We start from the raw sequence: 24,654 nt of genomic DNA, 5'->3' as shown, positions 1-24,654 counted from the left end.
CGCCCGGAGGAATCAACCATGGCGGCGTTCAAAGTCAGCCATAAAATCTGTTAAGACTTTAACGCCTTCAATTGGCATCGCATTATAAATCGATGCCCGCATCCCACCAGCAACACGATGGCCTTTTAAGGCTTGCAAACCCTGCTCTTGTGCCTCGCTAAGGAACACTTTATCCAAGGAGGCATCCTTCATTTGGAATGGCACATTCATCAAAGAGCGGTTGGCGTGAGCCACCTGATTGCGATAGAAACCGGTCTTATCGATCGCACCATACAATAGATCAGCTTTCGCCTGATTACGTTTTTCCATTTCAACCAAACCGCCCTGCTCCTTCAGCCATTTAAACACCAGACCAGAGAGATACCAGGCAAAAGTTGGCGGCGTATTGAACATGGAATCGTTATCGGCCAGCACCTTATAATCAAGGATCGATGGCAATTCAGTGCGAGCTTTACCTAATAAGTCGTCGCGCACGATAACCACTGTCAGGCCAGCGGGACCGATGTTTTTCTGGGCGCCAGCATAAATGACACCATAGCGACTGACATCAATCGGGCGAGAAAGGATAGATGATGAGTAATCGGCAACGACAATTTTATCGCCAAAATCCGGCTCTTCTTTGATAGCCAGCCCATCAATGGTTTCATTTGGGCAATAATGTACATAAGCAGCATTATCACTCAACTGCCATTGCTTCATCGGCAAAATACCCGTTAGACTATTTTCGTGGGTTGTCACGTCGATAACGTTAGGGACACAGTATTTTTGTGCTTCTTTGACTGCACTGTGTGCCCAATAGCCGCCGTCAATATAATCAGCACTGTTGTTGTCGCCGAGTAAATTCAATGGCACTGCGGCAAACTGCGCGCGCGCGCCACCATGGCAAAATAACACTTTATAATTGGCCGGAATTCGTAACAGATCACGCAGATCTTCTTCTGCGTCTTCAGCAACCTGAATAAATTCCTTACTCCGGTGACTGATCTCCATCACCGATGTCCCCAAGCCATGCCAGTTACGTAATTCCTGTTCCGCACGACGTAAAACTTCAACCGGTAACATCGCAGGCCCTGCGCTAAAATTATAAACTTGTGTCATTTCCCCTCACCACACTCAACTGAGATTGCCATCGTTATCATTACTCGGTTTTATCATTCGAGTCCGCCTGCTGCAACGGTTATTCACTGGCAAGGGAGAAACTCTCACCCCCTGCGATAGCAGGCTGTGCGTTATCCTGTCATTAATTTGGAATTATTCACCAAAAGCTACCGAACCAAGGTGTTAGCGCACGATAGATGACTCATTTTGCTCGTTGATGGTCCAAAGCTTCAACCCAGTGGTGGTGACCACAACGTTGGCAGGTTTTCTCTGCACCGCTGGATAACGCCACTATCAGGCTGCACTGGCTACAGGCATACTCCGCAGGTTTTTCAATGGTGACCAAGGGGTTAACACAGCATTTAGGTAATACCGGCAAACCGGGTTTGACATGTTCTTGCGCGAAGAAAAACACACTGATTGCACCATTGACTTCCAGGATGGCCAGCCGTACCTGACCAAGATGCTCGACGCCTTGTTGGCGCAACTCCATAAAAAACTCATCATGGGTAATATTTTCCTGCTGCATGGTTTCCCAAACAAATATCCCATCACTGATGATGATCAACGGCTTCCCTTCCATCCACTGCTGTATTTTTTCGCTGCGTGACATCAAGAAAGTAGAGAGGCGGTACAAAATCATAATGCAGATAAATACCATTACGACTGGCAACATCGGCACATCTTCATAAAAAGTGACATCACCCGCAGCGGATCCCAATGTCAAAATGATCACGACTTCAAATAGCGACATCTGCCGCACGCCACGGCGACCACTCAGTTTGAGGAATAAAAAAACCAAGACAAAGGTGAATAAACAGCGCATGCCCACTTCGGCCAAGAATTCGATGGGGAATTTATCCAGTGCCATTCGTTTGAGATCAAATGTTTGCATTTATAGTTGCCCAATAACTTTTTGATTCATTAAAGATAGTCGCCGGACGGCATGGGTGGGTTTATTTCAGATTAGTGGTAATAAAGCAGATACGGAGGCCGAAGCCCCCGTCAAAGACTTATTGAATCAATATGCGTGGAATAGCTTTTGGATCTCTTGCGGTTTTTGCGTTTGGGTTAATGCCAATTGCAGCAACACACGTGCTTTTTGTGGATTGAGTGAGCCGGATGCAACAAATCCATATTTGGTGTCATCAACTTCTGCATCTTCCGTGGTAGAACCAGTAGGCACACGGGATGAACGCACAACAGCAACCCCACTGTGTGCTGCCGTTGCCAGCGTGTCAAAAACAGAATGATAGAGGTTACCGTTACCAACACCGGCACTGACAATCCCTTTATAGCCATCAGCAATCAGCGCTTTAGCCGGTAAATCAGAGGCATTGGCATAGTTATAAATAATGCCAACTTTTGGTAATTCACTCAGTTTGCTGATATCGAAAGCGGGTTGTCTTGGCGCGGGTTGGTGCAGATAATTCACTTTACCGTCATAAATAGACCCCAAGGATCCGGTATTCGGTGACTGGAATGTCTGCACCGAGGTGGTATTGGTTTTCATCACATCACGGCCACTTAGCACTTGGTCATTCATCGCTACCAGCACACCACGTTTAGCTGAATTGGCGTCACTGGCGACGACCACTGCATTATAGAGATTCAGCGGACCATCTGCACCCAGGGCAGTTGCCGGGCGCATCGCCCCAACCATCACCACGGGTTTATCGCAATTCACCGTTAAATCAAGAAAATAGGCAGTTTCTTCCAGAGTGTCAGTGCCATGCGTAATCACGAATCCGTCTGTTTTGGCGCAATCGGCATTAATTTTTTTCGCCAACTTCAGCCAGACCTCGTCATTCATATCTTGAGAACCGATATTAACCACTTGCTCGCCCTGAATATTGGCGATTTTTTTCATTTCCGGCACCGCGTTTACCAGGGCATCAACCCCCAATTTACCGGCTTTATAGTTAGATTTAGTGGCTGAATCTCCGCCACCGGCGATAGTTCCCCCAGTTGCCAATAGGGTGATATTGGGTAGAGCAAAGGCCGAACCGCTGATCCCTGCTAAGATTCCGGCTAAAACAGTTAGCTTTATAGATTTCACATTATGACTCCGTTATTTATAAGCTAGTGAATTATGCGGAATATCCATACTGAAACTGTGACATTTGCTGCGCTTTAGGAATACATGGAGCTATTAACTAAAACCCCGTATGATTGCGCGTTTTTAGTACCGCCAAAAAGTGACGACAATGACCCAAACCTTTATTCCCGGCAAAGACGCCGCGCTGGAAGACTCAATCTCTCGCTTTCAGCAAAAGCTGAGTGACCTCGGTTTTAATATTGAAGAAGCCTCTTGGCTTAACCCGGTTCCTCACGTTTGGTCGGTACATATCCGCGACCGTGATTGCCCGTTGTGCTTTACCAACGGCAAAGGTGCCAGCAAGAAAGCGGCACTGGCTTCGGCTTTAGGTGAATATTTCGAACGCTTATCCACCAACTATTTCTTCGCTGACTTCTATCTGGGCAAAGCCATTGCCGAAGGTGATTTCGTTCATTATCCCAACGAGAAGTGGTTCCCGATCCCAGCAGATAACTTGCTGCCAGAAGGCATTCTCGATGAGCGCCTGCTGGCGTTTTACGATCCAGAGCAGGAATTGGTCGCCAGTGACCTGGTGGATTTGCAATCAGGTAACGCCAAACGCGGGATCTGTTCATTGCCCTTTACCCGCCAGTCAGATTTAGAAACCGTCTATATTCCAATGAATATTATCGGCAATCTGTATGTCTCAAACGGCATGTCTGCGGGCAATACTGCCAATGAAGCTCGGGTACAAGCCCTGTCCGAAGTCTTTGAACGTAAAGTTAAAAACCGTATTATCGCAGAATCTATCAGCTTGCCGGAGATCCCTGCTGCGGTGTTAAACCGCTATCCAGGTGTGGTAGAAGCCATTGCCAAGCTGGAAGAAGAAGGTTTCCCAATTCTCTCTTACGATGCCTCTCTAGGTGGCGCTTATCCGGTTATTTGCGTAGTACTGTTTAACCCGTCAAATGGCACCTGTTTTGCCTCATTCGGTGCACATCCTGACTTTGGTGTCGCGCTGGAACGCACCGTGACTGAGCTATTGCAGGGCCGTAGCCTGAAAGACCTGGACGTCTTTACCGCGCCGACCTTCGATGACGAAGAGGTGGCAGAGCACACCAATCTGGAAACCCACTTTATCGATTCAAGTGGCTTGATCAGTTGGGATATGTTCAAAGACAAGGCCGACTATCCATTTGTGGACTGGAGCTTTAAAGGCAGCACAGAAGAAGAATTCGCTACCCTGATGGCTATCTTCAAGCAAGAAAACGCCGAAGTGTATATCGCTGATTATGAGCATTTAAGTGTCTATGCCTGCCGGATTTTGGTACCAGGCTGGTCTGATATCTATCCTGCCGAAGATTTGCTGATGGCGAACAACACCATGGGTGTGCATCTGCGAGACAGCTTGCTGGCCCTGCCCGGCAGTGACTGGCAACCTGGGGAATATCTGGCGCTCATTCAGCAGTTGGATGATGAAGGGTTGGATGATTTCGCCCGCGTACGTGAATTGCTGGGTATCGCCTCGGGTAAAGATAACGGCTGGTATACCCTGCGTGTCGGTGAGCTGAAATCCATGCTGGCATTGGCTGGCGGTGATTTGGAGCAAGCACTGATTTGGGTTGAATGGACGCAAGATTTTAACTCTTCAGTCTTTACGGCAAAACAAGCGAACTATTACCGTTGCCTGCAAACCCTATTGTTACTGACTCAGGAGCCGGATCGTGAAGCGGCACAATATTACACTGCCTTTGTGAAAATGTATGGTCAGGAGGCGGTAGATGCAGCCTCAGCAGCCTTGGTGGGTGAGGCGCGCTTCAATGGCCTGTTCAGTGTTGATGAGGATCTAAAAGCCTTACCAGCTCATCAGGCACTACTAGGTGCTTATGAGAAGTTGCAAACTGCCAAACGCCGCTATTGGGCTAAAAGCGAGTAAACATTTTCTGCCAGCAAATAGCTAAATGCTAATCAGCAGAAAACGACCCACGGCGTTGTCTTTTGGCAGCGCCGTTTAATTTAGTACTGCAATTAATCCTGACGAAAATAAATACAAATCGCCGCGCTCAACAATTGTTTTTGTCATAAAAAAACGTTATTTTCTGACGCCGTAATAGCACCTTTAGACAAACATTATTTAGCGACCAGATAAAATAGATAAATAGGTGAATGAATAGTTAATTTTTAATGACGGATAATAATAAAAATAACTACAAATACCCCTTTTAGTTAACCTTCTCAACGGCTTTAAAACAGTCCAATCAAAATTATTTGCAAATCTTAAAATATTTTTTTCAATTAATAATCAATAAGTTAATCGCATCACCCCTATGTTTTATGGTGTTTCACAGCTAACTAAACTCGCGCAATATGATCCATATCAATTTTCACGCTATACTGCTTTGCTAGTATCTCGTTGTGCTTTATTAACCCTTAAGAGAGAGTTAGTGTGAAAGCTGACAACCCCTTCGATGCATTATTACCTGCGGCAATGGCTAAAGTAGCCGAAGATGCCGGTGTCTATAAAGCCACCAAGCATCCGCTAAAAACCTTTTATTTAGCGATTACTGCTGGTGTGTTTATTTCAATTGCGTTTGTTTTTTATATTACAGCGACTACCGGTACTGCTGGCGTGCCTTTCGGCTTTGCCAAGTTGGTTGGTGGTATTTGTTTCTCCCTGGGGCTAATGTTAGTGGTGGTGTGTGGGGGTGATCTTTTCACATCGACCGTACTCACAACTGTCGCTAAAGCCAGCGGCCGTATCACATGGCGTCAACTGGCATGTAACTGGGTTAATGTCTATATTGGGAATCTGTTCGGTGCACTATTCTTTGTGTGTCTTATTTGGTTCGCAGGCCAACATACTGTGGCAAATGGTCAATGGGGTCTGAATGTTTTGCAAACAGCCGACCATAAATTGCACCATACTTTTATTGAAGCGGTGTGTTTGGGTATTTTAGCTAACCTGATGGTCTGTCTGGCGGTATGGATGAGTTACTCCGGCCGTACCATAATGGATAAAATGTTCGCGATGATCTTACCGGTGGGGATGTTTGTTGCCAGCGGCTTTGAGCATAGCATCGCAAATATGTTTATGATTCCTATGGGTATTGTGATTAAAAATTTCGCTTCGCCTGAATTTTGGCAATCCATAGGATCAACACCTGAGCAATTTGCTCACTTAACCGTAAGTAACTTTATTATTGATAACCTGATCCCAGTCACTATCGGTAACATCATTGGTGGCGGATTATTGGTTGGGTTGACTTATTGGGTAATTTATCTGCGCGGTGACCAGCAACATTAGTATGTGGCCGCTACGTCTGGTTTTCGAAGAAATTAACATTAAAAGGTAGATGCATTATGACCGAACTTAATGAAAAATTGGCCAAAGCATGGCAAGGTTTTACCAAGGGTGACTGGCAGAACGGTGTAAACGTTCGTGACTTCATCCAGAAGAACTATACCCCTTATGAAGGCGATGAGTCCTTCCTTGCCGGCCCTACCGATGCGACCGACAAACTGTGGGCGCAGGTTATGGAAGGCATCAAACTGGAAAACCGCACCCATGCGCCAGTTGATTTCGATACCGACGTAGCTGCAACCATCACATCTCATGATGCTGGCTATATTAATAAAGATCTGGAAACCATCGTTGGCTTGCAGACTGAAAAACCATTGAAACGTGCACTGATCCCATTCGGTGGCATTAAAATGGTAGAAGGCTCTTGCAAAGTTTATGGTCGTGAACTTGACCCACAACTGAAAAAAGTCTTCACCGATTACCGTAAAACACACAACCAAGGTGTGTTCGACGTTTATACCAAAGACATCCTGAACTGCCGTAAATCTGGTGTACTGACTGGTTTGCCAGATGCCTATGGCCGTGGCCGTATCATCGGTGACTATCGTCGTGTAGCCGTTTACGGTATCGACTTCCTGATGAAAGACAAACTGGCCCAGTTCAATTCATTGCAAGATGATTTGGAAAACGGTAAAGACCTGGAAATGACTATCCAGTTGCGCGAAGAAATTGCTGAACAGCATCGTGCTCTGGCTCAAATCAAAGAAATGGCGGCCAAATATGGCTGTGATATCTCAGGTCCGGCAACTAACGCCCGTGAAGCAGTACAGTGGACCTACTTCGGCTATTTAGCTGCGGTTAAATCCCAAAACGGTGCGGCAATGTCCTTCGGTCGTGTATCTACCTTCCTTGACGTGTACATCGAACGTGACATGAAAGAAGGTAAGCTGACTGAAATTGAAGCGCAGGAATTGATTGACCATTTGGTTATGAAACTGCGTATGGTTCGCTTCCTGCGTACCCCTGAGTATGATGAACTGTTCTCTGGTGACCCAATCTGGGCAACTGAGTCTCTGGCCGGTATGGGCGTTGATGGCCGTACTCTAGTGACCAAAACCAGCTTCCGCTTCCTGAACACCCTGTACACTATGGGGCCGTCTCCAGAGCCGAACATGACCATTCTGTGGTCTGAAAAGCTGCCACTGAATTTTAAAAAGTATGCTGCTAAAGTCTCCATCGATACTTCATCTGTGCAATATGAAAATGATGATCTGATGCGCCCTGACTTCAACAACGATGACTATGCTATCGCTTGTTGTGTTAGCCCGATGATTGTCGGTAAACAAATGCAGTTCTTTGGTGCCCGTGCCAACCTGGCAAAAACCATGTTGTACGCAATCAACGGCGGCGTTGATGAAAAAATGAAGATCCAGGTTGGCCCGAAAGAAGCGCCAATGATGGATGACGTGCTGGACTATGACAAAGTCATGGAACGCATGGACCACTTTATGGATTGGCTGGCTAAACAATACGTTACCGCGCTGAACATCATCCATTACATGCATGACAAGTACAGCTATGAAGCTGCGCTAATGGCACTGCATGACCGTGATGTTTACCGTACTATGGCATGTGGTATTGCAGGTCTGTCTGTTGCGGCTGACTCCCTGTCTGCTATCAAGTATGCCAAAGTAAGCACCATCCGTGATGCTGACGGCCTGGCTATCGACTTCAACATCGAAGGCGAATATCCACAGTTTGGTAACAACGATTCACGCGTTGATGATATCGCTTGTGACCTGGTTGAGCGCTTCATGAAGAAAATTCAGAAGCTGCGTACTTACCGTGGTGCAGTGGCAACTCAGTCCGTGCTGACCATCACCTCTAACGTGGTTTATGGTAAGAAAACCGGTAACACCCCAGATGGTCGCCGTGCTGGTGCGCCATTCGGTCCAGGTGCTAACCCAATGCATGGCCGTGACCAGAAAGGTGCTGTTGCCTCTCTGACTTCGGTTGCTAAACTGCCGTTTGCTTACGCGAAAGATGGTATCTCTTACACCTTCTCTATCGTGCCAAATGCATTAGGCAAAGACGACGAAGTACGTAAAGCTAACCTAGCCGGTCTGATGGATGGTTACTTCCATCACGAAGCGTCCATCGAAGGTGGTCAACACCTGAACGTGAACGTAATGAACCGTGAAATGCTGTTAGACGCGATGGAAAACCCGGAAAAATATCCGCAGTTGACTATCCGTGTATCGGGTTACGCAGTACGTTTCAACTCGCTGACCAAAGAACAACAGCAGGATGTAATTACTCGTACCTTTACACAGTCGATATAATTCCCTGCCGCAGTAAAATGGCATAAACTTAAAGGCTCCACTTTAGTGGGGCCTTTATTCATCCAGCGTTGGAGAAATCCTGCTATGTCAGTACTTGGTCGTATTCACTCATTCGAATCCTGTGGCACTGTTGACGGCCCTGGTATCCGATTTATCGTATTCTTCCAGGGCTGCTTGATGCGTTGCCTGTATTGCCATAACCGTGATACTTGGGATACCCACGGCGGTAAAGAAGTTACCGTTGAAGAATTAGTCAAAGAAGCCATCACCTATCGCCACTTTATGAATGCCTCTGGCGGCGGTGTGACTGCATCAGGTGGCGAAGCTATTTTGCAGGCCGAGTTTGTGCGCGATTGGTTTCGTGCGTGTCATGAAGTAGGCATCCATACCTGTCTGGATACCAACGGTTTTGTACGCCGTTATGATCCGGTCATCGATGAGTTACTTGATGCCACAGATTTAGTGATGCTGGATTTAAAACAGATGGATGACAGTGTGCATCAGAATCTGGTGGGGGTATCGAATCATCGAACACTGGAGTTTGCCCGTTACTTGGCAAAACGTAACCAGAAAACCTGGATCCGCTATGTGGTGGTGCCGGGTTGGTCAGATGATGATAAATCGGCGCACATGTTAGGTGAGTTTACCCAGAACATGACTAATATCGAGAAAATCGAATTACTGCCTTACCATGAGTTGGGTAAGCACAAATGGGTCGCCATGGGCGAAGAATACAAACTGGATGGGGTGAAGCCCCCTACCACAGAGATCATGGATCGGGTGAAAGGCATTCTCGAAAGCTATGGTCACAAAGTAATATATTAAGTCATTACAGTTGCAAGCAGCTAATGGTGCGGCAACTTCAAACAAGAAGGGGGGCGTAGTCAGTTAATTAACGCATCCCCATAGATACCGCCAAATTGGGTTATGCCACTGGCGGTATTTTTTTGGTTGTTATATGGCAGCGTAAGGGGTCTGTTGTTTACCTGGCTTACGCAGCAACATCATCAAATACACTAAGGCGACAGCGGCTATCATGATAAACAGTAAATTATCGGAATAGCGCTGCATCAGCAGCGAGGTCATTGTCGGGCCGGTCAGACTACCGAGGGTATAACTCATCAGTAATGCCTGATTCATTGCCACTAATTCATCAGCGCTGGCCTTTTCACACGCCCAGGCCATGGCGACCGGATAAAGGGTAAAACCGGCACACCCCAGAATAAATAATGCCGGGGCCAAGGCATAATTACCTAAAATGGCTACACTGCCGAGGATGACGACAAACACTTGAATGCGCAGCACCAGTAAACGACCATAACGGTCCGCCATTTTGCCTATCGGCCATTGACCGATAATGCCTGAGCTAACCAGCAAAGCCATCCACCATCCAACGCTGGCATCACTCATGCCCTGATGCGATAAATAGAGCGGCAACAGGCCATAGAGCGAACCTAACAGTACCCCTGAGATAATGCAGCCATTAATACCCAGGCGAGCGCTACGGCGCTTAAGCATCGGCCAAATGGCAATGTGTGAGGACTCACTGCTACCCTGATGTGAGAAGTGGGCAAACAGCAGCGGCAGCATAGCTGTAATAACCAATGTACTGACCCAAGGGATAACATTGAGTAATTGCGTTGACACGACACCTAATAATAATTGCCCGGTGACGGTTCCCAGATAGTAGACCATCATATAAGCTGCCAGCAGTTGCCCACGGTTAGCTAACGTGCCGCTGCGCAGTAACGCACTTTCGACAATGACCCAAATCAGGGCGCAAGCCACGCCGGCCAAAAAGCGCCACCCCAGCCAACTCCAGAAATCCACTGATAGCATTAATCCGCAAGTCGCCAACGCAAATAAAAAACAGGCGTAATGGTAGCTGCGATTAAATCCAAGTTGCTGGATCAAGCGCCCCGCAATCAGTGTCCCAACCAGATTCCCACTAAAATAAGACGAGCTAACCATCCCCACCTGCCAAGTCGGCAATTGTTGATGGGATAACCATAAGGGAACCAATGTATTTAGCACTGCGATAGAAATCGTAAACAGCAAAAGCCCACAGAGCAGAAGCAGAACCGGGCGAGAATATGCGGACATAATAAGACAGGAGCCGTCGGGACGATAAAAGTGAGCGCATCATGCCACCGGCGATATAAAAGTCAATTACTGCGCGGGAGGGGATAGCACGATATGTTGGAAGCACCTACGAGCAACCTTCAGCCTTTACTCTGGCTATACGCCAAAAAGAAAAAGCGCCCTGGGGCGCTTTCTGCATATTGGATTAGTGATTAATCCGTATGTTATTAACCGATAAAGTCCAGGCCACCCATATATGGGCGTAATACTTCTGGAACCTCAATTCGGCCATCTGCCTGCTGGTAGTTTTCAATCACTGCAACCAGGGTGCGGCCAACCGCCAAACCAGAACCATTCAGGGTATGAACTAAACGGGTTTTTCTATCGGTTTTATTGCGGCAACGAGCTTGCATACGGCGCGCCTGGAAATCCCACATGTTAGAACAGGAAGAGATTTCACGGTAAGTATCCTGCGCTGGCAGCCATACTTCCAAATCGTAAGTCTTGCTGGAACCAAAGCCCATATCACCAGTACACAGCAGCACTTTGCGGTATGGCAGGCCCAGTAATTGCAGAACTTTCTCTGCATGACCGGTCAACTCTTCCAGTGCCGCCATCGAATCTTCCGGGCGAGTAATCTGCACCATCTCAACTTTGTCGAACTGATGCATACGAATCAAGCCACGGGTATCACGACCATAGGAACCCGCTTCAGAACGGAAGCATGGGGTATGGGCCGTCATTTTCAATGGCAGAGTGTCTTCTTCCAGAATCTCATCGCGTACCAGATTGGTCAGCGGCACTTCAGCGGTCGGAATCAGTGCATAGTTACTGCTATCTGACTCTTCTTCCAGCGGTTTGGTGTGGAATAAATCTTCACCAAACTTAGGTAACTGGCCAGTACCATACAAAGTGGCATGGTTAACCAGATAAGGAACATAAGCTTCTTGATAACCGTGTTTTTCGGTATGCAGGTCGAGCATAAACTGGGATAACGCACGGTGCATACGGGCTATTTGCCCTTTCATCACCACAAAACGCGCACCGGTCAGCTTCACTGCAGCAGCAAAATCAAGACCACCGGCCATTTCGCCCAGCGAGACGTGATCTCTCACTTCAAAATCATACTTACGCGGCTCACCCCAACGGCTGACTTCAAGATTGTCTTTCTCATCTCTCCCCACAGGGACAGAATCATCCGGCAGGTTAGGAATAGACAACGCCAGTAAGCGGATTTCGTTTTGCAGTTTGTCCAGCTCAGCCTTAGCCGCATCCAGCTTCTCACCCAGCGCATTCACTTCCAGACGTAATGGTTCGATATCTTCGCCACGCGCCTTGGCCGCACCAATCAATTTCGATCGGGAGTTACGTTCTGCTTGCAGACTTTCTGTTTCAACCTGTAAAACTTTGCGGCGCTCTTCTTGTTGGCGCAACATCTCAACATCAAGTTTAAAACCTCTGCGAGCAAGTTTTTCGGCGACTGCGTCTAGCTCATTGCGCAGCATATTGGGATCGAGCATGCTAGTCCTGTGCTTGTAGTTATAGAATGCCTTTCATCTTTGAAGTTGCAGCGGTATTAGCAGCGTTCTCTCACCCGAATCACTTACCTCAGTAAACTCATCGAGACTCGCTTACTTGCTGCCTACCTGCCACTTCAACTATTTTGGGCATAATGGTTATTAAAGGAGAATTTCATGACATAAGCGGTATAAACAGCCACTTACCATATAGCGCTAACCTTACCGCAACAGCAAGACTAGCGGTAGCGTTTTATCGGGCTATTTTGATCCTGCTCAGCCAACCATGCCAGCTTTTCACCGATTTTACCTTCCAGACCACGGGATGAGGGTGAATAGTAGCGAGTCGCGGCCATTTCTGGCGGGAAATAGTTCTCACCTGCAGCATAAGCATGCTGTTCATCATGGGCATATCGGTACTCCGCCCCAAGCCCCATCTCTTTCATCAGTTTGGTCGGTGCATTACGTAGGTGTTCTGGCACATCAAAGTCAGGCTTATCACGCGCGTCCTGCATCGCTGCTTTAAACGCGGAATAAACCGCATTACTTTTTGGTGCACAAGCTAGATAAACAATGGCCTGAGCAATCGCCCTTTCACCTTCTGCCGGACCGACTCGAGTAAAGCAGTCCCACGCTGATATAGCCACTTGCATGGCACGAGGATCGGCATTACCGACATCTTCCGAGGCAATAGCCAATAAACGGCGGGCGACATAAAGGGGATCCCCCCCTGCAGTGATAATACGCGCATACCAATATAGCGCCGCATCCGGGGCCGAGCCGCGAATGGATTTATGCACCGCCGAGATCAGATCATAATAACGATCACCTTTGTTATCAAAACGGGCGCTCCGCTCGCCAGACACTTCTTTCAGCAAATCAGGGGTTAATACTCGCACCCCGTTGGCATCTATTTCTGCCATATCTGCCATCATCTCAAGGCTGTTTAACGCGCGACGAGCATCACCACCAACCAGCTCCGATATCATGCGGCGGGTCTCGTCCGGCAGTTTGATATTCTGCCCACCGTAACCACGGCTGCCGTCTGACATCGCTTGATCAATCACTTTCTCGATATCTGCGGCGGTTAATGCCTTAAGCAAATAAACCCGCGCTCTGGAGAGCAATGCCGAATTCAGTTCAAACGAGGGGTTTTCAGTCGTAGCACCGATAAAGGTAATAGTGCCATCCTCAATATGCGGCAAAAAAGCATCCTGCTGGCTTTTATTGAAACGATGGACTTCGTCAACAAACAAGATAGTGCGCCGACCAGCATCACGGTTTTGCCGTGCGCGTTCGATAGCCTCACGAATCTCTTTAATACCGGAGGTCACGGCAGAAATGCGTTCCACATCAGCTTGGCCGTAACGACCAATAATTTCGGCCAATGTGGTTTTGCCCGTCCCAGGTGGCCCCCAGAGGATCATGGAGTGTAACTGCCCCGCAACGATTGCCCGTGGTAGCGGTTTACCCGGTGCCAGCAAATGTTGCTGACCAATATATTGATCCAACGTCAAAGGCCGCATCCGCGCGGCCAGTGGTTGAAACTCATTTTGGGAAAAGTCGAGGGACATATTACTCACGCAAACCTCACTGCCGCTGGTCGTCCAGCGTCACCCCTTTTGGTAGGGTAAATTTAAATTTGCTGGCGTCAGCCGAGCTATTTTGTTGGCCTTTCAGGGTGTAAGCACTGCGCTGCCCATCTTGCTCAACCGCAGTAAAACTCTTGATAGTCCCCGTCGGCGTAACCGTAATGGCAAATTGCTTCAGATTACCGCTGGCACTTTTAGGTGTCAGTTCAAAATCATCGCCTTTCTGCTTAACATTGTACTGTTTCCAGTCATCCGGGTTGTTGCGGGTAATCAGCATAAACGGAGTGTTACCGGTTGCATTCTTCAACCAGGTTGCCGTGGCCTGCTCAACAAAGGGGTTGTAGAACCACAAGGTTTCCCCGTCTGAGATAAGTACGCTTTCATCCGGTGAGGTCATATGCCAGTTAAACAGATTTGGCCGTTTCACCCATAGCTCCCCTTCACCTTCCTGCACCGTCGCGCCATCAGCGCTGGTCACTTTTTGCGAGAAATTAGCATGGAAACTGTTCACCTTACTCAGACGACCTTGCAAATCGGTACTGACATCCGCCAGAACTGAAGCTGAAATTAAACCCGATAACAGACAGCAAGCAACAAGCAGTTTTTTCATTATTCTAAATACCTTATAAAATTCTCTGATAAATACGGGGTTATGCTTCTTTGCATAAGGGCCGCAAAGCGGCCCTGTCTATACCCGTCATCTTTCAAGATGCAGGGGTGTTAGCTGCCATCACTCACCCAACTCATTGAGTTATCTCAACTCCTTGGGTTCATTTCGTTGCCGCCTACCTGCAACTCGAAATCTATTGGGTATATGTTAACTTCCTCAGAGCAAAATATGACTACTCATGTGGCGGCGGGGCCAACACTTCACGATTACCATTATGGCCCGGCGTACTCACAATCTGCTGGGCTTCCATCTGTTCGATAATACGTGCAGCACGGTTATACCCAATACGGAATTGGCGCTGCACGCCAGAAATTGACGCCCGGCGTTTCTCTAACACAAAGCTCACGGCCTGATCAAACAGTGGGTCCAGCTCTTCATCACTGTCCAATCCAAGACTACCGCCTTCCCCTTCTTCACTACCACTAAGAATGCTCTCAATGTATTGAGGACGACCTCGGGCTTTCCAATCATTAACCACGGCATGCACTTCTTGGTCACGGACAAAGGCACCGTGCACACGTACCGGAATCGAAGAGTTTGGTGCCATATACAGCATGTCCCCCATCCCCAGCAGTGATTCCGCGCCGCCCTGATCGAGGATAGTCCGTGAGTCGATTTTACTGGAAACCGTAAATGCGATACGGGTTGGAATGTTAGCTTTTATCAAACCGGTGATGACATCTACCGATGGACGCTGGGTAGCCAGCACCAGATGGATACCGGCAGCACGGGCTTTCTGTGCCAGACGTGCTATCAACTCTTCAACTTTTTTGCCCACTGTCATCATTAAATCGGCAAACTCATCCACCAGCACCACGATATAAGGCAGTTTCACCAGCATCGGCGGTGAGATGTCCATGCTATCGGATGGCTTCCAGAATGGATCAGGGATTGGCCGCCCCATAGCTTCAGCCTGAGCTACGCGCTCGTTATAGCCTGCGAGATTACGCACGCCCAGCGCCGACATCAATTTATAGCGCCGTTCCATCTCGCCGACACACCAGCGCAATGCATTCGCGGCATCCTTCATATCAGTAACCACTTCGGTTAGCAGATGAGGAATGCCTTCATACACCGATAACTCCAGCATTTTCGGGTCAATCATGATAAAGCGCACCTCATCTGGTGTGGCTTTATACAAGATACTGAGGATCATCGCGTTCACCCCAACCGACTTACCAGAACCGGTAGTACCGGCCACCAGCAAGTGTGGCATTTTGGCTAAGTCTGCCACCACCGGCTGCCCGGCAATATCTTTACCAAGCACAATAGCAAGCGGAGAAGGGTTATCACGGAATTTGGCACAGTCGAGCACTTCCCTCAGGTAGACCGTTTGACGATGCTTATTCGGCAATTCAAGCCCGACATAAGGTTTGCCCGGAATAACTTCCACTACACGCACAGCGATAGCTGATAGAGAACGGGCCAAATCGCGGGAAAGATTGGAAATGCGCGACGCTTTAACACCTGGAGCCAAATCCAACTCAAAGCGAGTAATGACTGGCCCTGGAGAAATACCCACTACTTCCGCTTTTACCCGATAATCACCTAAACGTGCTTCAACCAGACGAGCTGTTTGCTCTAAAGCAAACATATCAACTGGTTCTTCCTCCGCTGGCGGAGAAGAAAGTAAATCAAGCGTAGGCAGTGGTGTGGTCGGTTTAATCAACGGCTGATCATTACGCATCAGGAACGGGTGAATCAAGCTGTCCATTGCTGGCGTTGGTTGCACGGGGGCGACAGGTGGTACCGGTATTGTTGGCTCAACAGCAGACGGGGCTATTGCCGGAACATGTGCTGTTGTCGGTGCATAAGTAGGCGTTGCCGCAGACTGCGTATAGGGTGCTGGCACCGATGTGACTTGCCCTGAATGCGTTTGATGCACTGATGGCTGCTGATATTGCGCTGGTTGCTCAGGCGAAATAGCGTCTGGAGAAGCGACGTGGTCCTCTTCATCAACATAGGGAGAAAGCGTGAACAAGGGCTCACGAGGGCTATCATCAACAAGATCTGCGACCGGCGAGAATGTATAGGCGCGGCGGATATCAACAGGCTGCATTCCTTCTGCGGCACTGTTTTTGTGATGAGTAGAGTCTTCGTGATGAACAACGTCTTGGTGCTGAACCGCCCCATAACGATGCTGTTGTTGTGCTGCGAATGCCTGCCGTAATGCGGCTTCTTCTAAAGCTTGCTCATCTTCTGGCTCAGGGGCGGTGAACGTATTACCCCCTGCGTCTGATGATTGCTCGTAACGCTCGGATTGCTGGTCGGCAAACGCTTTACGCAAGATAGCCTGCTGCAACGCATCATCATCTGCTGATAGAGGCTCGCTGTCGAACGACGCTGCAGTAACCTGAGGATTTTGCGCTTCTTGTTCGCGTTGTTCCTGTTCCGCCATACGTTGTGAAGGCAACTTGATACCGTAAGAGGCCAACTCACGCCGCGTTGGAATACGCACAGGGTTAGGCCGTGGTAACTCAGGACCGATACCCTGTTTTACCTGAGAACCGGTGTCACTAGTAGCAGTAAATGCTGGCATAAACGTCGCTGCTGCACTCGCAGCGGCGATGGCTGTTCCCGACAAACCGTGATGAGACAATGGGTTATTTGACAAGCTGCTATTGATCAATGGGTCACTAATCAGTGGATCACTGGCCGAACTTACTGCGGCCAAACCATCAAGGGCACGGCCAAAACCAGTGTTCGCATTAGGAACACTATCGACCTGATCACTATGGCGCTGTGCTGTTGAGAAATCGAACGGCGAATGGCTGACAGGTGCAGGTGGTACATCCCATGCCCCCATTTGTGGCTCTGGCCGCTCAACAGGCGTGGCAACGCGAGTCTGAACCGGTGATGGCGTCTCTTGCGGAATTTCAAACGAATATAACGGCGGTGTCGCTGTCGAGTTAGCCGTCATCGGTGCCGTGCTATGGCTGCTAACAGACTCGGCTATCACCCTAGGAGCAGGTTGATAGTCATCATCTGTTGCCCGCAGGCTGCTTAATAGAGGATCATAGTCGCCATTGGACCCCGGCGCTGGGGATAAGGCCGGCTCAGGCGCATTGGCGATGGCGTCGGTTGCTGATGGCGCGGAGAATAGCACGTCGTCATCAGCATGAGCCGCAGATGCCGCAAGTGCGGCGCTAGCCGCGCCTACTGCTAGCGCTTTATTTGAAGCCGCCCGCTGCTCTTGTTCAGCAACGTCGGAATCTTCAACCTGATAATCGTCATCTTCATCGTCATAGCGTTCTTCACGACGTGAGCGATTAGTCATAAATGTCAGTGAGCCTAAGACCACTCCGCCAATTTTCTCAGCAATGACCAACCATGACCAGCCGGTAAACAGCGTCAGGCCAACAGCCCAGATACAGAGCAATGTCAGTGTTGCACCGACACCATTGAACCACGGCAACATGGCATTACTGAACAAACTGCCAATTACCCCACCAGAGGCAAAGTAATAAAGATCGTCAACATTCAATGCAGCCAGGCCACATGACGTTAAAATCAGGGCTAATGTGCCAATCAGACGTAAAGAAAGAGCAAAGTAATCAACGTGTTCATTGGCATCGCGCTGACGAAAAGCCGCCCAGCACAATATCACCATAATCACAGGGATTGCGTAAGCCAAAACACCAAAGGTGAAGAACAGTGTATCGGCCATCCAAGCACCAATACCCCCACCAAGATTGTGGATAGGCTCATGCCATGCAGTTTGGGACCAGCTTGGGTCCGAAGGATTAAAACTGAGCAGCGCCGCCATCAGGTAGGCTGCCAAAATTGTTACCACAATCAAAACCGCCTCAAGTAAACGACGCCCGCTGCTGAGTTTTTTCAGGGTAACTTCTTTATCTTCTGTATATTCCTGGCTCAAGAAAGGCTCTCCAGGTTCCTGTTAACTGGTATGAGTGACAACGCCGAGAACCCTCCCGGCGTTGAAACTGTATGAATAAACAGGAGTGTAACCAAATTACTCAGGTTTTGCACCTGCCTGTTTACCGCGTTTTAATGACTAGGCGGTTACTCTGCTTCACTTCTTCCATGACCACATAGGTACGAGTGTCATTGACGCCCGGCAGGCGAAGCAAGGTCTCACCGAGTAATGTACGGTAAGCAGACATATCAGGTACGCGGGTTTTCAACAAATAGTCGAAATCGCCGGAAACCAGGTGACACTCTTGAATTTCCTCAAGATTTTTAACAGCGGCATTAAATTGCTCAAACACATCCGGAGCGCCACGATTCAGAGTAATCTCAACGATAACCAGCAGCGATGCATCCAAATACTGTGGATTAAGCAGTGCGGTATAACCTTGGATGAAACCCTGACGCTCTAAGCGGCGAACTCGTTCCAAACATGGTGTTGGTGATAATCCTACTCGTTTTGAAAGCTCAACGTTAGAGATGCGCCCATCCTTTTGTAATTCATTCAGGATGTTACGATCTATACGATCAAGCTCTTTCCCCGGGCGTTTTTTATTATCTATCATCTTATAGTCTCTCTTAATTTCCTTGAGTCTGTGACATGCTCTCATCGTGCTTATACTTCGAGCCTGCTACAGACAACGACCCGCAGCCTGTTTTATGCAAATATATCAACACGTTGTTATCTCACACCCTGTCTGTCCAACTGTATGCGAGGTACTCGATGATTATTAGCGTTGAGGAAGAGATAGCACATCACGAACCGCCGTAGAAACTCCCCCCTACAGTTGTTCGAGAACTTACTTCACACGCCATCCAGCATTAATCGAAAACGTTCCAGGGTTTTCGCTTGGCATCACTGATACCAAATCTGAAATTTATGGCGCGCAGATAATTTCTTCTTCCTATGATGTTTTCGCAAATGCACAGCCGATTGTCAAAGTAAAAGAAGTTAAATCAGTAGAACGTGCCAGAATTAAAATCCCAGAGTGTTTCCCTTAGCTATTTTTTCGTCCTAAATTTGCTATAAAATGGTGCAAAAAGGTGGTTTTGTGTCATGGCTATTTTTTGCTCAATCGGCTTGCAAGCCACATTTTTTATAGGGTCAAAGCTTTTCAGCGCGAATTGGCGCGTAACGTAAAAATTAATTTGGGTCCAATTTGCCCGCAGCCTGACGTCACTTCACCGCTAACTGCCGATTCTTAATACATTTAGTTCATTAAATAGGCATCACCTATCAAACAAATCGCTAACAACATTTTTGTCTGCTTTTTTTAATGCCCAATTTTCCCTACAATCGCTAACATTGTCCGCCATTGTGGGAAAGAGGTATTCATGAGCACGGCTAAACATAGCAAATTGATTATTCTGGGTTCTGGCCCTGCGGGTTACACTGCGGCGGTTTATGCTGCACGCGCCAACCTGAAACCTGTATTGATTACCGGAATGGAGAAAGGCGGTCAGTTAACCACCACTACTGACGTGGAGAACTGGCCTGGTGATCCTGAAGGCTTGACTGGTCCTGCTCTGATGGAGCGGATGCATGAGCATGCAGAAAAATTCCAAACAGAGATTCTATTCGATCATATCAACTGCGTTGATTTGCAAAACCGCCCATTCCGCCTGTTTGGTGATGGTGCTGAGTACACCTGTGACGCGCTGATTATTGCTACAGGGGCTTCTGCCCGCTATCTGGGAATGGCGTCAGAAGAAGCCTTCAAAGGCAAAGGGGTCTCTGCCTGCGCGACTTGTGATGGTTTCTTCTATCGGAATCAGAAAGTGGCGGTAGTCGGTGGCGGTAATACTGCGGTTGAAGAGGCGTTGTATCTGGCGAATATCGCAGCTGAAGTTCATTTAATTCATCGTCGTGATAGCTTCCGCTCAGAGAAAATCCTGATTGATCGCCTGATGGAAAAAGTAAAAAACGGCAACATCGTATTGCACACTGATCGCACCTTGGACGAAGTTTTGGGTGATGATATGGGTGTCACCGGTGTCCGCCTTAAATCCACCAAAAACAGTGAGACAGAAGAGATTGCTGTTGCTGGCGTCTTCATTGCGATTGGTCACAGCCCAAATACCGCCATCTTTGATGGTCAGTTGGCACTGGAAAACGGCTACATCAAAGTTCAGTCAGGTCTGCAAGGCAATGCCACACAAACCTCCATTCCGGGTGTGTTCGCTGCGGGCGATGTTATGGACCATATTTATCGCCAGGCAATTACCTCCGCCGGTACCGGCTGTATGGCGGCACTGGATGCAGAACGCTATCTGGATGGGCTAGTAAACGATAAGTAACGATTCCGCATGGGGATCCAAGCGCTATGTGGCGGGTGGTTTACGATAAGTGAACCACCCGTTTTTTATTTTCACTCGCCCGCATCCCAATTAAAAACAGTAAATTACTCCTGTTGTGGAATGCGGCGACTATCACAACCTAATGGTTTCACCTCTCGTCATGACAAGGTAATATTGCCTTTCGCGAGTTTGCCACCGTCAACGGTGACAGACACTTTTTGATATTTTCTAGCTCCCTGCGCAGATAAATTGCCTGATGAATAAAACAAGACAGTATGAGTTGATTCGTTGGCTGAAAAAACAAAGCGCCCCCGCGCAACGTTGGCTCCGCCTGTCCATGTTACTTGGCCTCCTCAGCGGGTTATTGATCATCGCTCAGGCATGGTTACTGGCCACCCTGCTGCAATCTCTGATTATAGACCAACTCCCCCGATCGGCATTGACTGCTGATTTTTGGCTACTGGCCGGAACCTTTGCATTGCGCGCCGTGATCAGTTGGTTGCGTGAACGGGTGGGATTTATCTGCGGAATGAAAGTTCGCCAGCAGATCCGTAATGTCGTTTTAGACCGATTAGAACAGCTCGGCCCTGCGTGGGTGAAAGGTAAGCCCGCGGGCAGTTGGGCAACCATCATTCTGGAACAAATTGAAGATATGCAGGACTACTACTCCCGCTATCTACCACAGATGTATCTGGCCGTATTCATTCCATTGCTTATCCTGATTGCCGTCTTCCCTATCAACTGGGCGGCAGGTTTGATCTTGTTTGTCACCGCGCCATTGATCCCGCTGTTTATGGCACTGGTCGGGATGGGTGCCGCCGACGCCAATCGGCGTAACTTTGTCGCACTGGCACGGTTGAGTGGCAACTTCCTTGATCGCTTACGCGGATTAGACACGTTACGGTTATTTAACCGCGCTAAAGCAGAAACCGACCAAATTCGTGATGCCTCAGAAGATTTCCGCCGCCGCACCATGGAAGTGCTGCGTATGGCATTCTTATCTTCAGCCGTATTAGAGTTTTTCGCCGCCATCTCTATTGCCGTGGTTGCCGTCTACTTTGGTTTTTCCTATTTGGGTGAACTGAATTTTGGTAGTTATGGTTTTGGCGTCACCCTGTTTGCGGGTTTTCTGGTATTGATCCTGGCCCCTGAATTCTTCCAACCGCTGAGAGATTTAGGCACGTTTTACCACGCAAAAGCTCAGGCAGTTGGCGCAGCAGAATCGCTGGTCACATTTTTGAGTAGTGAAGGCGAAGCGATTGGCCAAGGTGACCAAGTGCTGACAGGTAACCAAGCTATCACCCTGGAAGCCGACCAACTGGAAATTCTGGCCCCTAATGGCACCCGGTTGGCCGGACCGTTGACGTTCTTATTACCCGCAGGCAAACGCGTTGCCATTGTTGGTCTGAGTGGCGCAGGTAAAAGTTCATTACTCAACCTGCTGCTGGGCTTTTTACCCTATCGCGGCTCACTGAAAGTGAACGGGGTTGAATTACGCGAACTGGAAGCACCAGCGTGGCGTAGACAATTAAGCTGGGTTGGCCAAAACCCACATTTGCCGGAACAGACGCTGGCGGCCAACATTTTGCTGGGCCAGCCAGATGCGTCACACAGCCAATTACAACAGGCGGTGGAGCGTGCCTATATCAATGAATTCCTGGCTGATTTGCCACAAGGGCTGAATACTGAAGTCGGCGACCATTCTGCACGTCTCTCCGTTGGGCAGGCGCAACGTGTTGCCGTTGCCCGCGCCTTACTGAATCCGTGCCGCTTATTGCTACTGGATGAACCCACCGCCAGCCTTGATGCTCACAGTGAACAGTTGGTGATGAAAGCACTAGAGGAAGCCTCTCGCAGGCAGACGACGCTACTGGTTACCCATCAGTTAGAAGATACGCTGGGTTATGATCAAATCTGGGTAATGGATAGTGGCCTTCTGATTCAGCAAGGTGATTACTCCACCCTCAGCCAGTCTGACGGTTCATTTGCCAATCTGCTGTCCCATCGCAGTGAGGAGCTTTAATTATGCGCGTACTTCTTCCTTTTTTGGCGTTGTATCGCCGCCATTGGTTCCTGATTTGTCTGGGTATCGTGCTGGCAATTGTCACGCTGCTGGCCAGTATCGGCTTGCTGACATTATCCGGTTGGTTCCTTGCGGGTACCGCCATCGCTGGCCCTGCTGGATTATATACGTTTAACTACTTACTACCGGCAGCCGGTGTCCGAGGGGCCGCAATTACCCGTACGGCGGGCCGCTACGCAGAGCGAGTTGTCAGCCATGACGCGACATTCCGTGTACTGGCACATCTGCGGGTCTTCGCTTTCCAGAAGATCCTACCACTCTCCCCTGCCGGTATTGCCCGTTTTCGCCAAAGTGAACTGCTGAACCGGTTGGTCGCCGATGTTGATACCCTCGATCATCTCTATCTGCGCGTCATCTCACCGCTGGTGGCCGCCATCGCAATTATTGCTGCCGTGACGTTTGGTTTAAGCTATCTGGATGTCAATCTGGCCCTGACACTCGGTGCAATTCTGCTGGGGTTATTACTGCTCGTCCCATTGATCTTCTACCGTGCCGGTAAGCCCATTGGTCGTGACCTGACGGACCTGCGTGGTCTTTATCGTTCGCAACTGACCTCTTGGTTACAGGGGCAGGCAGAGTTATTGGTATTCGGTGCGTTGCAGCAATTCCGTGCCTCGTTGCAGGATATTGAACAACGCTGGATGAAACGCCAACAACAGCAAGCATCCTTGGCTGGTTTAGCGCAGGCGCTAATGATTCTGGCTACTGGCCTAACGGTCACGCTAATTTTATGGCTCGCCGCTGAAGGTATTGGCGGGAATAATCAACCAGGCGCATTACTGGCGCTCTTTGTTTTTACCTCTTTAGCCGCATTTGAAGCCTTGCTGCCGGTGGCTGGTGCATTCCAACACTTGGGGCAAGTTATCGCTTCCGCAACCCGCGTTGCGCAATTGATGGAACAACAGCCTGAAGTGACATTCCCGACCCATGGTCCAGAGGTGACCGCACAGGTGGCGCTAGAAGTGACAGGGTTGAGTTTTACCTACCCACAGCAGCCTTTACCCGTTTTGCAGAATATATCGCTGTCACTGGCCGCAGGGGAGCATATTGCGCTACTTGGGCGCACGGGCTGTGGAAAGTCCACACTGTTACAATTATTAACCCGGGCCTGGGATGCCAGCCAAGGCAGTATCACGCTTAATGGGGAACCATTGGCCAATTATGACGAAAATACCTTGCGCCAAATGATGACAGTGGTCAGCCAGCGGGTACATGTCTTCAGCAGTACGTTACGTGAAAATCTGTTGCTGGCTTGCCCTACGGCATCTGATGCACAGTTGAAAACGGTTTTGGAACACGTCGGGTTAGCCAACTTACTTGATAACAGTGAGGGACTGAATGCCTGGATGGGGGATGGTGGCCGGCCACTCTCTGGCGGTGAACAGCGTCGTTTAGGAATTGCCCGTGCCTTGCTACATCCAGCGCCTCTTTTGCTACTTGATGAACCTACCGAAGGGTTAGATGCTGAAACAGAACAACAAATTCTGGCTCTGCTGCGCCAACACTGTCAGCACAAGAGCCTGATCATGGTCACTCATCGTTTATACGGTCTGGAATATATGGATCGAATCTGCGTGATGGATGGTGGCAAGATAGTCGAGCAAGGCAATCACCACAGTTTATTGCAACACAAAGGGCGCTATTACCAATTCCATCAACGCCATTGAACAGTGGGCTGCGTGAATTGTGAATGAGTCACCTGATGC

The 24,654-nt window shown here is 48.8% G+C and carries 16 protein-coding genes; 7 read left to right on the top strand and 9 right to left on the bottom strand.

The window, feature by feature from the left end; translation table 11 throughout:
- Positions 1–12: 12 nt before the first annotated feature.
- From A6J66_003000 to A6J66_002990, 3 genes are all read right to left on the bottom strand, one after another.
- Entirely contained in the window at positions 13–1,098 is a 1,086-nt protein-coding gene (locus tag A6J66_003000; GenBank protein PNM23249.1) for a 3-phosphoserine/phosphohydroxythreonine transaminase, read from the bottom strand.
- Positions 1,099–1,300: 202 nt separating this feature from the next.
- Positions 1,301–1,993, bottom strand: a complete 693-nt coding sequence (locus A6J66_002995; protein PNM23248.1) for a DUF421 domain-containing protein — start codon at positions 1,991–1,993, stop codon at positions 1,301–1,303.
- Between the two features lie 126 nt (positions 1,994–2,119).
- Entirely contained in the window at positions 2,120–3,157 is a 1,038-nt protein-coding gene (locus A6J66_002990) for an L-asparaginase 2 (GenBank protein ID PNM23247.1), read from the bottom strand.
- A gap of 148 nt (positions 3,158–3,305) precedes the next feature.
- On the opposite strand from A6J66_002990, the gene A6J66_002985 reads away from it, so the two are divergent.
- From A6J66_002985 to pflA, 4 genes are all read left to right on the top strand, one after another.
- The gene (locus A6J66_002985; protein ID PNM23246.1) at positions 3,306–5,072 is read left to right on the top strand and encodes a 30S ribosomal protein S12 methylthiotransferase accessory protein YcaO; all 1,767 of its coding nucleotides are present in this window, start codon (positions 3,306–3,308) and stop codon (positions 5,070–5,072) included.
- 510 nt (positions 5,073–5,582) lie between these two features.
- Complete coding sequence (locus A6J66_002980; GenBank protein PNM23245.1) at positions 5,583–6,440, top strand: formate transporter FocA; 858 nt, start codon at positions 5,583–5,585, stop codon at positions 6,438–6,440.
- A gap of 56 nt (positions 6,441–6,496) precedes the next feature.
- A complete protein-coding gene (gene pflB / locus A6J66_002975) occupies positions 6,497–8,779 on the top strand; it encodes a formate C-acetyltransferase (protein PNM23244.1) in 2,283 nt (760 codons plus the stop codon).
- Positions 8,780–8,863: 84 nt separating this feature from the next.
- The gene (gene pflA, locus A6J66_002970) at positions 8,864–9,604 is read left to right on the top strand and encodes a pyruvate formate lyase 1-activating protein (protein PNM23243.1); all 741 of its coding nucleotides are present in this window, start codon (positions 8,864–8,866) and stop codon (positions 9,602–9,604) included.
- A 129-nt stretch (positions 9,605–9,733) separates the two neighbouring features.
- On the opposite strand, the gene A6J66_002965 is transcribed toward pflA, so the two are convergent.
- The 6 genes from A6J66_002965 to A6J66_002940 all read right to left on the bottom strand — a co-directional run bounded on the left by A6J66_002965 (position 9,734) and on the right by A6J66_002940 (position 19,133).
- Complete coding sequence (locus A6J66_002965; protein ID PNM23242.1) at positions 9,734–10,882, bottom strand: MFS transporter; 1,149 nt, start codon at positions 10,880–10,882, stop codon at positions 9,734–9,736.
- A gap of 206 nt (positions 10,883–11,088) precedes the next feature.
- On the bottom strand, positions 11,089–12,381 hold the full coding sequence (locus A6J66_002960) for a serine--tRNA ligase (GenBank protein PNM23241.1): 1,293 nt from the start codon (positions 12,379–12,381) through the stop codon (positions 11,089–11,091).
- A gap of 236 nt (positions 12,382–12,617) precedes the next feature.
- The gene (locus A6J66_002955) at positions 12,618–13,961 is read right to left on the bottom strand and encodes a recombination factor protein RarA (GenBank protein PNM23240.1); all 1,344 of its coding nucleotides are present in this window, start codon (positions 13,959–13,961) and stop codon (positions 12,618–12,620) included.
- Between the two features lie 7 nt (positions 13,962–13,968).
- Positions 13,969–14,580, bottom strand: a complete 612-nt coding sequence (lolA, locus tag A6J66_002950; GenBank protein ID PNM23239.1) for an outer membrane lipoprotein chaperone LolA — start codon at positions 14,578–14,580, stop codon at positions 13,969–13,971.
- Between the two features lie 232 nt (positions 14,581–14,812).
- Positions 14,813–18,517, bottom strand: coding sequence for a cell division protein FtsK (locus tag A6J66_002945; GenBank protein ID PNM23238.1), 3,705 nt, complete (start codon positions 18,515–18,517; stop codon positions 14,813–14,815).
- A gap of 121 nt (positions 18,518–18,638) precedes the next feature.
- Entirely contained in the window at positions 18,639–19,133 is a 495-nt protein-coding gene (locus A6J66_002940) for a leucine-responsive transcriptional regulator Lrp (protein PNM23237.1), read from the bottom strand.
- A gap of 769 nt (positions 19,134–19,902) precedes the next feature.
- Between A6J66_002940 and A6J66_002935 the strand changes: the two genes are divergently transcribed.
- The 3 genes from A6J66_002935 to A6J66_002925 all read left to right on the top strand — a co-directional run bounded on the left by A6J66_002935 (position 19,903) and on the right by A6J66_002925 (position 24,615).
- The gene (locus A6J66_002935; GenBank protein ID PNM23236.1) at positions 19,903–20,865 is read left to right on the top strand and encodes a thioredoxin-disulfide reductase; all 963 of its coding nucleotides are present in this window, start codon (positions 19,903–19,905) and stop codon (positions 20,863–20,865) included.
- A 256-nt stretch (positions 20,866–21,121) separates the two neighbouring features.
- Positions 21,122–22,888 carry a cysteine/glutathione ABC transporter permease/ATP-binding protein CydD gene (locus A6J66_002930; GenBank protein PNM23235.1) on the top strand — a complete coding sequence of 589 codons (1,767 nt, stop codon included), beginning with the start codon at positions 21,122–21,124 and terminating at the stop codon, positions 22,886–22,888.
- Between the two features lie 2 nt (positions 22,889–22,890).
- Positions 22,891–24,615, top strand: a complete 1,725-nt coding sequence (locus A6J66_002925) for a cysteine/glutathione ABC transporter ATP-binding protein/permease CydC (GenBank protein PNM23234.1) — start codon at positions 22,891–22,893, stop codon at positions 24,613–24,615.
- Positions 24,616–24,654: the final 39 nt, after the last annotated feature.

The organism is Yersinia enterocolitica, assembly GCA_002082245.2.
Lineage (GTDB): Bacteria > Pseudomonadota > Gammaproteobacteria > Enterobacterales > Enterobacteriaceae > Yersinia > Yersinia enterocolitica_E.
This window is presented reverse-complemented; position numbering and strand designations above follow the sequence as displayed.

What these genes read in the sequence shown, in the direction of transcription:
- A6J66_002930 (PNM23235.1), top strand. Translation starts at nt 21,122, where the DNA reads ATGAATAAAACAAGACAGTATGAGTTGATTCGTTGGCTGAAAAAACAA.
- A6J66_002965 (PNM23242.1), bottom strand. Translation starts at nt 10,882, where the DNA reads ATGTCCGCATATTCTCGCCCGGTTCTGCTTCTGCTCTGTGGGCTTTTG.
- A6J66_003000 (PNM23249.1), bottom strand. Translation starts at nt 1,098, where the DNA reads ATGACACAAGTTTATAATTTTAGCGCAGGGCCTGCGATGTTACCGGTT.
- A6J66_002935 (PNM23236.1), top strand. Translation starts at nt 19,903, where the DNA reads ATGAGCACGGCTAAACATAGCAAATTGATTATTCTGGGTTCTGGCCCT.
- A6J66_002925 (PNM23234.1), top strand. Translation starts at nt 22,891, where the DNA reads ATGCGCGTACTTCTTCCTTTTTTGGCGTTGTATCGCCGCCATTGGTTC.
- A6J66_002940 (PNM23237.1), bottom strand. Translation starts at nt 19,133, where the DNA reads ATGATAGATAATAAAAAACGCCCGGGGAAAGAGCTTGATCGTATAGAT.
- lolA (PNM23239.1), bottom strand. Translation starts at nt 14,580, where the DNA reads ATGAAAAAACTGCTTGTTGCTTGCTGTCTGTTATCGGGTTTAATTTCA.
- A6J66_002995 (PNM23248.1), bottom strand. Translation starts at nt 1,993, where the DNA reads ATGCAAACATTTGATCTCAAACGAATGGCACTGGATAAATTCCCCATC.
- A6J66_002960 (PNM23241.1), bottom strand. Translation starts at nt 12,381, where the DNA reads ATGCTCGATCCCAATATGCTGCGCAATGAGCTAGACGCAGTCGCCGAA.
- A6J66_002985 (PNM23246.1), top strand. Translation starts at nt 3,306, where the DNA reads ATGACCCAAACCTTTATTCCCGGCAAAGACGCCGCGCTGGAAGACTCA.
- pflA (PNM23243.1), top strand. Translation starts at nt 8,864, where the DNA reads ATGTCAGTACTTGGTCGTATTCACTCATTCGAATCCTGTGGCACTGTT.
- pflB (PNM23244.1), top strand. Translation starts at nt 6,497, where the DNA reads ATGACCGAACTTAATGAAAAATTGGCCAAAGCATGGCAAGGTTTTACC.